At 35.3% G+C, this 14,211-nt stretch carries 11 protein-coding genes and 2 pseudogenes; 9 read left to right on the top strand and 4 right to left on the bottom strand.

What is annotated here, in order from left to right; all coding sequences use genetic code 11:
- Nucleotides 1-9 precede the first annotated feature (9 nt).
- The 6 genes and pseudogenes from glmS to NBW37_RS07840 all read left to right on the top strand — a co-directional run.
- Nucleotides 10-1,821, top strand: a complete 1,812-nt coding sequence (glmS, locus tag NBW37_RS01580) for a glutamine--fructose-6-phosphate transaminase (isomerizing) (protein ID WP_250296652.1) — start codon at nucleotides 10-12, stop codon at nucleotides 1,819-1,821.
- 332 nt (nucleotides 1,822-2,153) lie between these two features.
- Nucleotides 2,154-2,615, top strand: coding sequence for a dUTP diphosphatase (gene dut / locus NBW37_RS01575; protein ID WP_250296651.1), 462 nt, complete (start codon nucleotides 2,154-2,156; stop codon nucleotides 2,613-2,615).
- 78 nt (nucleotides 2,616-2,693) lie between these two features.
- Nucleotides 2,694-3,347: a hypothetical protein gene (locus NBW37_RS01570; protein ID WP_250296650.1), complete on the top strand. Its 654-nt coding sequence runs from the start codon at nucleotides 2,694-2,696 to the stop codon at nucleotides 3,345-3,347.
- 333 nt (nucleotides 3,348-3,680) lie between these two features.
- Nucleotides 3,681-4,458: pseudogene (locus tag NBW37_RS07845) on the top strand (transposase); the annotation flags it as partial.
- A gap of 89 nt (nucleotides 4,459-4,547) precedes the next feature.
- Nucleotides 4,548-5,420 (top strand): IS982 family transposase, encoded by an 873-nt coding sequence (locus NBW37_RS01555; protein ID WP_250295817.1) that lies wholly within the window; start codon nucleotides 4,548-4,550, stop codon nucleotides 5,418-5,420.
- 14 nt (nucleotides 5,421-5,434) lie between these two features.
- Nucleotides 5,435-5,579, top strand: a pseudogene (locus NBW37_RS07840) (IS5 family transposase); the annotation flags it as partial.
- Nucleotides 5,580-5,719: 140 nt separating this feature from the next.
- On the opposite strand, the gene NBW37_RS01550 reads toward NBW37_RS07840, so the two are convergent.
- The 3 genes from NBW37_RS01550 to NBW37_RS01540 form a co-directional block, all read right to left on the bottom strand.
- Entirely contained in the window at nucleotides 5,720-7,081 is a 1,362-nt protein-coding gene (locus tag NBW37_RS01550; RefSeq protein WP_250296975.1) for a dihydroorotase, read from the bottom strand.
- A gap of 112 nt (nucleotides 7,082-7,193) precedes the next feature.
- Complete coding sequence (locus NBW37_RS01545) at nucleotides 7,194-8,444, bottom strand: hypothetical protein (RefSeq protein WP_250296649.1); 1,251 nt, start codon at nucleotides 8,442-8,444, stop codon at nucleotides 7,194-7,196.
- Between the two features lie 82 nt (nucleotides 8,445-8,526).
- Nucleotides 8,527-8,706: a hypothetical protein gene (locus NBW37_RS01540; RefSeq protein ID WP_250296648.1), complete on the bottom strand. Its 180-nt coding sequence runs from the start codon at nucleotides 8,704-8,706 to the stop codon at nucleotides 8,527-8,529.
- On the opposite strand from NBW37_RS01540, the gene NBW37_RS01535 reads away from it, so the two are divergent.
- The 3 genes from NBW37_RS01535 to secF all read left to right on the top strand — a co-directional run bounded on the left by NBW37_RS01535 (nucleotide 8,627) and on the right by secF (nucleotide 13,565).
- A complete protein-coding gene (locus tag NBW37_RS01535) occupies nucleotides 8,627-10,549 on the top strand; it encodes a heme lyase CcmF/NrfE family subunit (RefSeq protein WP_458695351.1) in 1,923 nt (640 codons plus the stop codon). The genes NBW37_RS01540 and NBW37_RS01535 overlap by 80 nt on opposite strands.
- A 173-nt stretch (nucleotides 10,550-10,722) precedes the next feature.
- Nucleotides 10,723-12,495, top strand: coding sequence for a hypothetical protein (locus tag NBW37_RS01530; RefSeq protein WP_250296646.1), 1,773 nt, complete (start codon nucleotides 10,723-10,725; stop codon nucleotides 12,493-12,495).
- 200 nt (nucleotides 12,496-12,695) lie between these two features.
- Nucleotides 12,696-13,565, top strand: coding sequence for a protein translocase subunit SecF (secF, locus tag NBW37_RS01525; protein WP_250296645.1), 870 nt, complete (start codon nucleotides 12,696-12,698; stop codon nucleotides 13,563-13,565).
- Here secF and NBW37_RS01520 read toward each other — a convergent pair.
- The gene (locus NBW37_RS01520; RefSeq protein WP_006279648.1) at nucleotides 13,562-14,077 is read right to left on the bottom strand and encodes a TIGR02281 family clan AA aspartic protease; all 516 of its coding nucleotides are present in this window, start codon (nucleotides 14,075-14,077) and stop codon (nucleotides 13,562-13,564) included. The genes secF and NBW37_RS01520 overlap by 4 nt on opposite strands.
- Nucleotides 14,078-14,211: the final 134 nt, after the last annotated feature.

The raw sequence follows: 14,211 nt of genomic DNA, 5'->3' as shown, positions 1-14,211 counted from the left end.
CACTTGGTTGTGTGTGGAATATTTGGTGTAGTAAGTAGCGGTTATTCAGTAATACCGACTTTACTAACTGGGTTGCAAAAATTGGAATATAGGGGATATGATTCTTCGGGTATAGCAATCATAAATAATGAAGGTAAGATAGAAGTCAAAAAATCAGAAGGTAAAGTCAAAAGGTTATGTGAAGTTGTTGATGACAGCAAGATGTCTCACAGTACAGTTGGTATAGCACATACTCGCTGGGCTACACATGGAGTTCCAGGCCTTAAAAATGCTCACCCCATTCATACAAATAACGTTGTTGTTGCTCATAACGGCATAATTGAGAATTACAATCTGCTAAAAAAGGGTCTAGAAGAAAGGGGAATGTCATTCCATACTGACACTGACACAGAGATCATACCAAACATGCTAACCTTATATCTTGATGAAGGATTGTCGCCAGTTGATTCTCTATTTAAGTGTTTAAACAACTTACATGGCTCATTTGCCTTGGTCTTATTATTTGCAGAATATCCAGACGCCTTATTTGTTGCGAAGAGAAATTTGCCTTTAGCAATAGGCTATAACTGTAACACAGTGTTTGCTGCATCTGATTCTAATGCTTTAAGTGCATTTGTGGAAAGAATATCGCATTTGGAAGATGATGACATTGCAGTAGTAAAATCTAGTGGAGTTAGTATATACAACAATGGTACACAAGTTAAACGCAGTATAGAAAATAGTAGTCCAAGTGATTTTCTAATTAGCAAAAATGGTTACTCTAGCTTCATGCTAAAAGAGATTTTTGAGCAACCGCGTGCATTAAACAAAACAATAAATCAATTTTACAAGCAATATAAAGAGGTTAACAAAAAATTGTTTTCTGAGCTGAGTTACATTACTATAGTTGGATGCGGGTCATCTTATTTTGCTGGGCTAATAGCGAAGTATTGGCTAGAAAGTGTTGCTCAAGTTCGAGTATATCTAGAAATCTCATCAGAATTTAGGTATAGCAACGTCAAGTTAGAAGAAGGCAGCATTGGGTTATTCATCTCTCAATCTGGTGAAACTGCAGATACCATAGAAGCGCTGCGTTATGCAAAATCACAGAAGCAAACAATCATTAGTATAACTAATACATTTAGCAGCAGCATTGAAAAGATCTCAGATATTGTGTTACATACTCTTGCTGGGCCAGAAATTGGTGTTGCTTCAACAAAAACCTTCTCTGCACAACTTGCAACTTTAGCATGCTTTGTCGTGGAGCTTGGAAAAATAAAAGGTGTACTGGGTGGAGAGAGAATAAAACAGCTAAGCAACGCTATCGACTCTATTCCCAAGTATGTTGAGCATGTTTTAAATGTGATGAAAATACAACATATATCAGGCAGTATATTAGAACACAATAACGTTATTTTAATTGGCAGAGGAAGTTCATACGGAGTTGCAATGGAAGGCGCATTGAAAATAAAAGAACTTTCATACATTAATACCATTGGTATTGCAGCGGGAGAAATGAAGCATGGTTCTATTGCTTTAATAGACTCCACTGTGCTTGTTATAGCAATTATCCCTTATGATAGTTTATTCTTTAAAACGCTATCTAATATACAAGAGATTATTGCAAGAAAAGGCAAAGTAATTGCCTTCAGTGATAAGCAAGGAGCGCCATTCCTAAGGGAAGTTTGTGCAGATGTGGTGCAACTTCCAGACGCTGATAATTTTATCTCTCCAATCATCTACAGTGTTGCTATGCAATTCTTTGCTTACTTTACTGCAGCAAAAAAAGGGTTAGACGTGGATTGTCCAAGAAATTTAGCTAAGTCTGTCACGGTTGAGTAGTCCATTTAAAGTTAAAGCTAAACTTCTGTGTCTGTTTAGGATAACGGCAAGACCATAGAGTAAAAGTGAGTTTACAACAAATGGTGTCATCCAAGTAGCCGACACTGGGGTCCAGCCTTCCTGCAATCTCATCAAGAACGCTGTGTTTTAACATAAGATCAGCCACTTTTATACTCACCAACTCAGTTCCTGGATCCCAGTGTCAGCTACTTGGATGACACCATCATAAGGTGAACCAGTGTCATACGCTGGAATGACATCATTTACATTTATCACTTTTGCAGATACAATTTACATGCTATAATTGAGTCTTCATAAGCTGGTGAATTGGAGTGCAAAGAAGTAAAATTAAAGTAGAAATAAAAAGATTATCACACGGAGAAGACTTGTCTCTTCCATGTTATGCAACTACGCAGAGTGCTGGTATGGATCTTTATGCTGCATTGAATGACTCTGCTGTTTTAAATCCACTTGAGAGATTACTTGTTCCAACTGGAATTGTGATTGCAATACCAAACGGTTTTGAGGGGCAAATTCGCCCACGTTCTGGTCTTGCTGCAAAACATGGAATCACTGTCTTAAACTCTCCGGGCACTATAGACTCTGATTATCGAGGTGAAGTGAAGATTTGCCTAATTAATCTAAGTAATCAACCATACGAAATAAAAAGGGGAGATAGAATTGCACAAATCCTTATTTCTCCTGTATCTCAGGTAATTTGGGATGACGAAGAAGAGTTCTGCACAGAAGAAACCGGCCGCAATGCAGGGGGCTTTGGCTCAAGTGGTAGGTAATTTGCAAAAAAGCTTGACTATGACAGTTTTTTTATACACAATTTAAGCATATTAATATTTTATTAAATGAGGTCGTTTATGCGAATTTTTACAAATCATCGTGGTCAGTTCCACAAAACAAATACTGCACTTGTTGCACTTACTTCTTTGTATGTCATAGGCGCAGCAGTAGCACTTTCATCACCATATTGGGTGTCTTCAACTTGCATGCTTGCTCCACTTGCAGCTTTTGCAGCTACACCACTTGGAATCGGTATATTAGCAACTGTTGCTGTTGCACTGGTTGGTTTAGCAGTATATGCTATCAGCAGAAATAACAAAATATCTGAGTTAAACGCTCCGAAGATTGTTGTTAAGGATGATAAAGTAATGTTACAAGTAACAAAAGAGGTGTATGAAGATATAAAAGCAAATAACAAAAATAAGGATAAAGATGGTAAGAATGTGGAAGGTGAATATCGTATAAACTTCAGCTTAGACGGCAAAGATTACTATGTTACTGGTGAAATTGGTGATGGTAAAGCGGTGTTTGCTGATACTGTGTTCTTGAATATAAACTCACTAGCAAAGAAAAACGATAAAGGTGAATATGTTTCAATAAGTGATGAAGTCAAGAGATTGGAAGAATTAGGTTTAAACAAAGAGGAGAATAAAGGGGTTAACACTTATTTAGGCTCACTTATTGCTGAAGTTGAACAAGTTGATAAAGGAAAAGGAAACGGAAAAGGCTAGACAGCTAAGTACAAAAGAGGTAGATTAAGTCTGCCTCTTTGTTTTTTTTGATTTTCAGTGTTACGCGCATAACTGCATGGATGTTGCAAGGCAACGTATCTGTTTAGATGCATGGCTAATGCTGAAACAAAAATTCCAGTGTTCCCTTTCTTGTTATCCCAGTGCTTGACATATAACTGTACGAACATTCATTTTTGAAGGTAAATTGCACAACAGATGATGTCATTCCAGTGCTTGACACTGGAATGGCTTTGTTGCATAGCAACTGAAAAAATCTGGTGGCTACTGACAAAATTCATTATAAAATAGCCATTTAACCTTGAAAGAAAAAATATGCCACAAAAAATGAGGGTCAGTAACCATAGCGAATATAACAAATTTCTAGAAAAAAGAGGAAATATTTTTCATTATATCAACGAAGCCATAGAAAAGTGGTACGAGAATGGTCCAAAAATACCAGGTGGCAACAATATTTATAGCGATAAAGTTGTAATTTTGGTGCACATAATAACTTGTTTATTTAGAATAGGCCTGAGTTGGGTTTATAGCAGGATACCTTGAGCAAATTGGGAAAAATTTGCAAGTTATCAGCTATTCACAAGCATCAAAAGAAACTCAATATTAAGATCAATGATTGCAGAAAATAATATGGAAGATATCGAAATTGCTATAGACAGTACAGGAATTAGTATATACAACAACACATAGCAAAGAAAATAGCGAAGATAGAAAGTATCGCAGCTATGAACAGACAAGAAAATTGCATGTAATGTTGAATACAAACAGCAAAAAAGCCATAGCTGTAAAATACAGTAACGGTGTCTACTCTGATCACTATGGAGCTTGTGATTTGCTAAAAGAAGTTGATTTTCAGTATGTCATAAAAGTACTATATGCAGATAGGGCATATGACAGAGAAAAGCTCTATAAGCTGTGTAATCAATATGGTATAAAAACGAAAATTCCTCCGAAAAACAACGCAGCAGAGCATCCAAAATTGGATTATATGCTTGATAGAAATGCCGCTATTCAGTTAATGAAATTACATGGTGAGAATGGTATAAAAAGATGGAAAGAAGAAGTAAATTACGGAAAAAGATCGTATATTGAAACCCCAGTTGCGGATTAGAAGTCAGTGAAAAAGATAGGGAAATAGGGTAAACTCCGGAAACATATTATCAAAAAGTAGAGAGGTTACCCATGAATAAAAATGTAACAGAATTATTTTGCTTTGTAGACGATTTTTGCAAGGCTATAAACAAAAATTTCGCAGAAAAACTCCTGCCAAACAGTAAAAAACCTACCAGAACGCCAGAGATTACGCATTCTGAAATTCTTACTATAATTTTACTTTATCAACAATCTAGATGTGAGGACTTTAAATCTTTCTATACATATTATTTGAAAGCACTATATGGATCTGAGTTTCAAAATTTGCCAACATATAGTAGATTTATTAGGCTAAAACCGAGGGTTTTATGGTATTTAGCATTACTTTTGCAATGGCTATGTGAGCAGTCGAAAATGACAGGGATTTCGTACATAGATGCAACATCTATCGCTGTTTGCCATCCAAAAAGAATCTCAAGAAACAAAGTTTTCAAAGGATTGGCAAAGCTTGGAAAGACTACATATGGCTGGTTTTTTGGTTTTAAATTGCATATGGTAATTAATGAAAAAGGTGAAATTCAAGGAGTTACACTTACTAAAGGTAACGTTGACGACAGAAAACCAGTACCAAAATTAACTGAAAAACTGACTGGTCTTTTGTTTGGTGATAAGGGCTATATAAAGAAAGAGCTCTTTGCAAAACTCTTCGATAGAGGACTAAAACTCGTTACCAAAGTAAAAAAAGGTATGAAAAACACATTAATGCTACTTGAAGAAAAGATTTTTTTAAGAAAAAGGTCGATTATTGAAACAGTTTTTGGCTACCTAAAAGACAGACTTGAGCTTGAGCATTCAAGGCACAGGTCTCCAATAAATTTCTTGGTGCACGTCTTTTCCACATTAGTTTCATATTCCATGAAGCCTAAAAAGCCCTGTATTTCTAGATTTTACTATATTGATTAATCCGCAACTGGGGTATTGAAGGATTTTTCTCAAGGTTGAAGCGAATATTTGGGTTTAGTTTTAGGAGCAAATCTGAGATTAATCGTGAGAAGGAACTGCTACTCAAGTGTTATTTGCTTAACAAATTTACTGATGGCTAAGTTTGAGATAGCTTCATGAATTTATTGTACGTTACCTACTATCCGAAGAGCGATGCAACAAAGCCATCCCAGTGTCTGGGCACTGCCCTTTTGGATAGAAATCAGTGTCAGCTACTTGCATGACATCATAGGGGCACTGCCATCATAAAGGAACCAGTGTCACGCTACTTGGATAGGGGGTACTGGAATGATGAGAGGGGGCTTCTGTGAGTATACAGTTTTGCCGGACACAACAGTACGTACTACGTGTCCTTTTACTTTGCGCCCATCGAAAGGGGAATTCTTTGATTTACTAGCAAAGTTGTCAGTTTTAATTTCCCATTCATGATTGAGGTCAACTAAAATTAAGTCTGCAGCAAGGTTTTTTTGTATACGCCCACGTGGTACGTGTATTATATCTGCAGACTTATATGTCAATTTTGCAAGCACATCAAGTAGACTCATTTGCCCACTGTGATATAATTCAAGTGAAAGGGGAAGCATTGTTTCAAGGCCAACAATACCAAATGCAGCATTTTCAAGTGGCAGATCTTTAGAACTACGATCATGCGGAGCGTGATCGGTTGCAATGCAATCAATCACACCTGTCTTTAAACCTTCAATCATAGCTAAACGATCTTCTTCAGTGCGAAGCGGAGGATTCATTTTTGCAATTGCTCCATGTTGTTTTACTATATCTTCAGTCAAAGTGAAGTGATGAGGGGTTACTTCGCATGTAACATTTAATCCCAAATCTTTTGCACGTTTAATAGCATCAAGTGAATCTTTTGAAGAGACATGTAAAATATGGTAGTGCACATTTTCCATATCTTTCATGAGTAGTATATCGCGACTTACCATAACCGATTCTGACGCACTCAAGATTCCCTTTACTCCCAATTCTTCAGAAATTTTACCTTCGTTGATTGCACCACCTGCTGATAAATTTAAATCTTCTGCATGTTGAGCAATAGGGACACCCAGCATACTTGAATAAAGCAGCGCCTGTCTCATAATCATGGGATTCATAACTGGCATGCCATCATCAGTGAACCCAACCGCACCTGCTTCCTTTAAAAATGCCATCTCAGTCAACTTTTCTTCCGAAGTGGTGATTTTAGCGTAAAATTCAACATTCACATGCGAAGTTTCAAATGCTCTATATTTCAAATATTTAGCCAAAACAACGCTATCAATTGCTGGAGAAGTGTTTGGCTGACAAACTACAGTTGTAACGCCTCCCGCAGCTGCAGATTTGCTACCTGTATATATAGTTTCTTTATGTTCCTGACCTGGTTCACGAAAATGTACGTGAATGTCAATAAGGCCTGGCATTAGAACAAGCCCTTTACAGTCTATTGTTTCATCGACTCCACTTGTTGAAAATAATGATTCACCAAAGTCAATAATTTTATCCCCTTCAGTCAATAATGAACCTTTTATATCAAGTTTAGTTTCCGGGTCGATAATACGAGCATTGATATACGCGATTTTATAGCCTTCCTTTTGCCCTGTTTGCAACAAATCCCAAGTTTGAGTCATCATATCTGAGTATCGATTATAAAATAAATCTAAAGTTTTTTTAATAAAACACAACCAAATTAAAACACAGACTAAAGTTGCGTGAATTAAAATTGCCCTAAAAATTTGGCTTTTATAACCGAGTTACTTCAGTTTTAACGTTAATATGAAAAACTCTTAGCTCTGTTAGAGGATTTTCCAGTTGAATATCTAATTTATTCCATACATTTACCAGACAAATCAAAGCTGAGTCAAAATGATCACCAGCCTGCTTTGTGCTGTGTTCTTTACGTACACTATTTACCATTTCCTGGAATTCTTTTATCTCAGGTAAATCTCTCATTTTTTGCGACATACTTTCGAATAGCTTGCTCACTGAGTTTAAGATTTTATAACTTTTTTCCTGATGTTCTGCGATTCTTCCTTGATATATATCAATCATTTTTTGACATGCATTGCCTCTAAATGGATGTTCTTTTTTCTCTTTTATGCAAGAATTTTGAAAATTTTCACAGTTAAGGATTGCTTCTCTATGCTTTTTTATGTCATTAATTGCACCAATTATTGACTTACTTATTTCCCTCAAATTTCCTTCCTGTTCTTTTTTTTCAACTACATGATTTTTCATTTGGTTCATTTTGTCAAATAGGTTTTTGCATTCTTTATAATATACCATTGGTTGTAATATTCCTTCTTTTACACCTTTATTGTAAAAATTCTTCAACTCATCACTTGATAGTATTGTTATAGCATCTTCCCTTTTGCCTCGTGATTTAGGATACTTTTTATTCAATGAACTAACATGATTTAACAAGAAACCTTTAACTAGCTCTTCCTTTTTAACTTCAGCTAATTTTTCTAGTGTTTCTATATATTTTAGAACTTCCGCAAAGAGCTGTCCACCAGAGGGAGCAAATCCTTGAAGTGGTTTACTCTGAGCTTTATAAAAATCGGTTTGTAAAAAATCTTCAGCTTGTTTTTTTATTACTGAAAGTTCATTAAAGGCTTTTTCTGGATTGATTTTTCTCAAAATACTAATAGCTTCTCTAATCGCTTTTTCCCTCTTTTTATTATCTTGCTTTTCATTTAATATTAGATGTTCAGTTTTGGTAAAAGCATCACCGCGATCACTCTTTGCAATGTTACAAACGATGTTTTTTACAACTTTTTCAGTTGCTGCATAATCTATTTCCTTTGCAAAACAACCGACAAATAATTGCCAAATTTCTTTATTAACAAACTTACTTGTCTTATTTTCAAAATCTTCTATATCTTTGAATCCTAAAATAGTATAGAGATTTTTTTCGATTATTGGTTCGGCATGTTGTTTTGCCACTTTACCTTTTATATTAAATGGAAATATACTAATCTTAGCTGTACCCACAATGTTACCTCAATATTAACGCTATCTATAAAAGTATAAAGACTTAATATTTAATTTTTAATTAATGCCAGCATACAGCTAACTACGGGCTAGCATCAATTAACACTTTAACTTCTAACTTGTCATCAGTAATATTGTTTATATAAAAACTATAATTTTTTATGCCTGAACTTGGGAATATATTGCTACTGCTAGCCTGCTTATTGTCTTTGACATATTTGTTTTTACCGCTTAGTTCTTGTCGGTTTATTACCACTGCCATATTTTTTTGTGTATCAGCGTCAATGGCTATTTTGATCTACTGCCACATTACAAATGATTTCTCACTCGAAAACGTATACTACCACTCACACACAACAAAACCTTTGATCTATAAGATTTGTGGAGTTTGGGGAAATAAAGAAGGGTCTATGTTGCTTTGGACATTAGTGCTTACCTTTTACCTATTTCTGATGGGTATTTTTACTGATAACGACAGTAAATTGAAGAGAGTATCCTTGATCACCCAAGGCTTGATTTGCTTTTGTTTTTTACTGTTCACTTTAATTGAATCCAACCCCTTCACTAAAATGCCAGGCATTGAAACAGATGGATTGGGTTTTAATCCGATATTGCAAGATATAGGTCTTGCTATTCATCCACCGATATTATATTTGGGGTACCTTGGATTTAGCGTTCCTTTTTCGCTCTCTATAGCTGGATTAATTTTAAATACTGAAGGAAATGTTTGGGCTAAAATTGTCAGGCCTTGGGTACTTATTTCTTGGTCGCTGCTCACTTTGGGCATCAGCTTGGGTAGCTGGTGGGCATATCGCGAACTTGGGTGGGGTGGATTTTGGTTTTGGGATCCAGTAGAAAACGTTTCTTTGATGCCGTGGCTAATTGCAGTGGCGCTGACACATTTGTTGCTCGTTGTACGAAATTTCAATACTTTAAGGAATTTTGCTATTTTACTTACGCTTACAACTTTTATATTGAGTGTGACTGGAACATTTCTAGTCCGCTCTGGAATACTCTCTTCAGTGCACACGTTTGCAGATGACCCAAGGTATGGACTGTATATATTAGCTCTACTTGGTGTAATTACAGTAAGTAGCTTAGTAATATTTGTAGTGTTTACGAACACATCTGCCCAGTGCTTAACACTGGAATCCAGAAAGAAATCTGCTATTCAAGCGACAGAGGGTAGAAGATTCTTCTCACGTTTTACAATGATGTTAATAAACAACCTATTATTTATTACAGCTTTTTTTATTGTGTTCGTTGGCACTTTATACCCTACGGTGCTTGAGTATTTAACCGGTGAATTAATTTCAGTTGGAGCACCATATTACAATTCCTTATTTAGTCCTATTGCACTCATTATTCTAGTGTTCACCATGATCGGGCAATACTGCAGTTGGAAGGGAAATAGTCTATTGCCAATATTCCGTGAATACAGATTCTCATTCTGCAGTGCTGCAGCTATTTTGCCGTTTATCTTTCACATGGAGCTAATAATTGTGCTATCAATTACTATCTCCATAGCATTATTAATCTTTGTTTTAGAAGCATACAGTAAAAGAATTCGTTTATTTAAGGTAGCATTTGGTGAATCAATTTTATTAGCAAGAAGAGTTTCTAAATCCTACTATGCAATGATGGCAGCTCATGCTGGAGTGGCAATTCTAGTGCTTGGTATAGCATATTCGGTTGGTTGGCAGGAGAAAAAAGAAAATTACTTAAAAATAGGGGATAGCATAACAGTCAATAAGTTTAAAGTTACTTTACGAAATATTGAGCTAATAAAAGAAAAAAATTTCCATGCAGTAAGAGGTACAATGGATATCAGGAATTTGCTGAATAACAAGATATTGGGTGAAGTAACTCCTGAATATAGATTTTACCTTGCGGAAGGTCAAAAAAATGTTGAAAGCAGTATCTACCACAATTTGCTTTCTGATATTTATGTTGTAATTGGAGAAATTGATAAGAGTAAGAGCAAAATTGCAGCTAAAGTGCACTATAAACCTGGAATGTCTATAATCTGGTTTGGATCCTTCCTCATCGCTTTTGGCTTACTCCTTGCTGCTTTGCCTTCTAGTGGACGGGCGAAGGTTGTCTAGCTGTCGTGGATTTATTAACAACGTTCCTAGGTCCAGAGTGCAATATATGAGAAATTACCGGGCTATAGATACTGATTTGCAAAGGTTAGAACCAAAGAAAGTTATATTTTTTTATTGACAGACCTATATATTACGATATTCACTAAGGGATTAGTGAGTAATGGTTATACAATATGAATGGTGGGGTATCAGGCAAGGAAAAAGTTATATGCGCTGCTTTCGATTTTAAGGACCTTTGCAGCGAGTGGCGTCAAACTCTTGAAAGTAATGCACAAACTCCTCTACAGCACTCCGATGATTCTTGTACAAGTGATAACAGTAATAATCATAGTCAAGTGCTTTTCACTACGCACCATTCTAATCAACAGTATAACCCTTCCAACTATGATTCGTCAAGTGAAATAGATGAACACGATATAGAAACTCAAAAGATTGAAGAAGGTGATGGCTATGATTCAGGTATTGGTTCCGATGATGGGGATGACCGGACAATCTGTACAGCAGTACAATTAACTAATCCAACAAATGGTGGTTTGTTAGGTGAAAGTGATAATCAACAGATTTCTGAAGATACAGAAATAACTTCTGATTGTAATCCAGATGATTCAGATCCAAAAGGGAACGAGGGCTATGGTTCAGATGGTTCTTGTGAAAGTAAAGAAAATTTGACAAAGGGCGCTGGTGGTAGTAATCAGACTTTTGAAGGTGAACAGAAAAGCTCAGAATGTCAAAAAGTTAACAATTGGTCAGATAGTGATGGGAACTCAGAAGATAGTTCGGACTCAAAAAAGGGTTCGTACTATAGCTCAGGTAATCTTGATTCAATGGAGTCAACAGATGATTTGAATTCAGAAAATGATTGGGACCTAGAAGATGATAATCCTTTTCTAAAAGACTCACTTTTTATGGAACTAAAAGTGTCGTTAACTCAAAGTGAACAGAATCTGATTGATAAATGCTGTGAGGAGGTGAGAGGTATAACAGAACAAAATAAACAAGAATGTATAAAAAATATTCTAGAAAGTATTAAGCACACAGTAGCTGGATACTTAAAAGAAGGAGTAATGTTAAATTTACAATGTACTTGTTGTGAAAAAACTGTAACAAATACAGTATTTGAAGAAATAAAAGATCTTACTAGTGGTGGTCATATAAGTAACAGAAGTAACACTTTTGTATTCGATAACTCTCCCTGTCAAAGTGAAGATCAAAACTGTAACAAAGAAAATGAAGTGTCTGAAGAGGACATTATCAAAAGCATTGTTAGTAATTTATTGTTAAAAAGTGGGAAAGTAAAACGCCCTAATTTTTTCGATGGGAATGAGTTTGAGCAGATAGTTACTTATAACGGATTTGATGATGGCCTTTCTGAGAAATGTAAGGAAATTGAAAGCAAGCTAAAAGATTTAGCATATGAAAGTATTGTAAACAAAAGCAAGCAGACTCAAAATGTATTAGGAGTAGACAAGGATAATGGATATTTTTGTATAGAATACTCGCAAGATAGTATTGTTGAAGTTACAGAAATCCTAAACAATGAAAAAGCCAAAGACTTAAATTTAAGAGTTGGCATACTCAAAATTGGAGAAAGTATAGTAAGAGTTGAAAATGTAAAAGGAATAGAGGAAAAAAGAAATTACATGGATGTCTCAAAAGGTGGTATTGAAATGTCTTTTACTACTGAGGTAGGAGAGATAAGTATTTATCTAAGTCCTAGTGAGAAAGACAGCAATAAAATAAAAGTGGAGATTGATGGGGAAAACAGAGCAAGGCTTAATGAGTTAAAAAATAGGGGAAAAAGTTTAGGGGAAAACTGTCTTTTAGGAGGAAAAAGTGTTGAGGAAGCTATAGAGCATGAAAGTTTTGAAAGATATGGCAGTGTACCTAGCACTGCTATGAAGGAACCTAGCTTAGGTTGCGTTGCTAACATAGCAATGGGGGGATAAGCTTGCAGAGATAAAATGATGGGCCAAATTGGCGGTATTTTGCTCTTGTAATGTACTTCAAAATTGCAAAGTTTGCACTGAATAGAACTTAATTGACAGACAAGAATCAACTAACAGAAAAATTGACATAGTCAAACAATCACAAAATAAACTAGTGAATCTTTTGAAAAGTATATAAAATTCAAGTTTAAGTAAATAGCATGGCACTTAGACTCATTCCAGATAACCTCAATATCAAGTTTAGTAAATATAGGGATTTGACTGCACTAGTTAGCATTATTCTTATCATCTTTTCAATGTTCACTGTTGTGCTGCGTGGAGTGAACTTAGGCATAGACTTTGCAGGCGGAATTTTGATAGAGATAAAATCTTCAGATGAGAATCACTCTATTCTCGATGCATTAAAAGAAAATGGTTTTACAGTGCAGAGTTCAAAAGCGGGTGATATGCGTTTTAAAGATGAGGGAGACGAAAATAAAATCAAAAAGATAAAAAGCATACTAGAAGAAAAGCTAGGTAGCTCAATAAGCTATCGTAAAATAGACTATGTTGGCCCACAAATAAGCTCAACACAAATATTTGAAGGAATGTTATCCATGTTGATCGCAATTGTTGGAATATTTTTTTACGTTTGGTTTAGATTTAATTGGCAATGTGGATTCAGTGGAATAACAGCATTAATCCATGATGTGATTTTAACTGTTGGTTTTATTAGCCTAACTGGCATTGAGTTTAATATTTCATCAGTTGCAGCGCTTCTTACTGTCATTGGTTATTCAATCAATAACTCAGTAATTATATACGATCGGATTCGAGAGTATTGCAAGAGTGGTAAAAGTGGGCGGATGAGTGAGATAGTAGATGCAAGTATCAACGCTACATTGTTTCGCACTATATTAACCTCGGGTACAACCCTTCTTGCTGCTCTTCCTTTGGTATTAATCTGCACAGATGCAGTTAGAGACTTCAGTTTGATCATTTTTTTTGGTATTTTAATTGGCACTTGTTCTGCAATATTTATTTCTGCCCCTATATTGACCTACAGAGCTTTAGATTGTAGGAGTATTTAGTCGCGGTATAATATCAACTTATTATCTCTTATAGTGAAATGAAAATACCTTAAAAAGCTCATTCCAAGTAGTGAATGAGACATAGAATGAGTGTTAACGCTTGCCTGTACATCATTAATCAAAAAATTTCCTATTTTAACCTGAGGTATTTGAACCACTCCAGCTTTTATTTGACCTTTCGCAGTTTCATATATTTTAAAATCCTGAACGTTTTGTAAGTTAATACCAACATGTAATGCGTCTTTTTGTGATAGAACAATATCGGTTGCTCCGGTATCAAGCAAAAACGTTATATTGCGATCATTGACCTGAGCCTGAATATAAAAGTGTCCATCGTATGATTTCGTAAATTCGATACTTCCACTATTCTGACCACTATTTTGAATTCTTCCTTTATATGGTAAAAAAGTACTGAGAAATCTGTCGCTTAGTTTGTCCCTTTGTGAATCAATAAGCATTGCAGTAGTGGCTATTATTAGCAACCAAATAACTAGATTTTTCACCGCGTTCATATTGTTAAAATTTGAAGCTATTAAAATAAAATTTAAAGATCAGCGTTAAAAGTTATTATTAAAAATAAGTAAATTTCATTGTTTTAGTACAATACTTAGTATACACTTTAAGAAGATATGTTTGATTTAATTTC

Source organism: Wolbachia endosymbiont of Oedothorax gibbosus (assembly GCF_936270145.1).
Taxonomy (GTDB): Bacteria; Pseudomonadota; Alphaproteobacteria; order Rickettsiales; family Anaplasmataceae; genus Wolbachia.
Note: the sequence above shows the minus strand (reverse complement) of the source record. Positions and strands in the feature narration are given on the sequence as shown.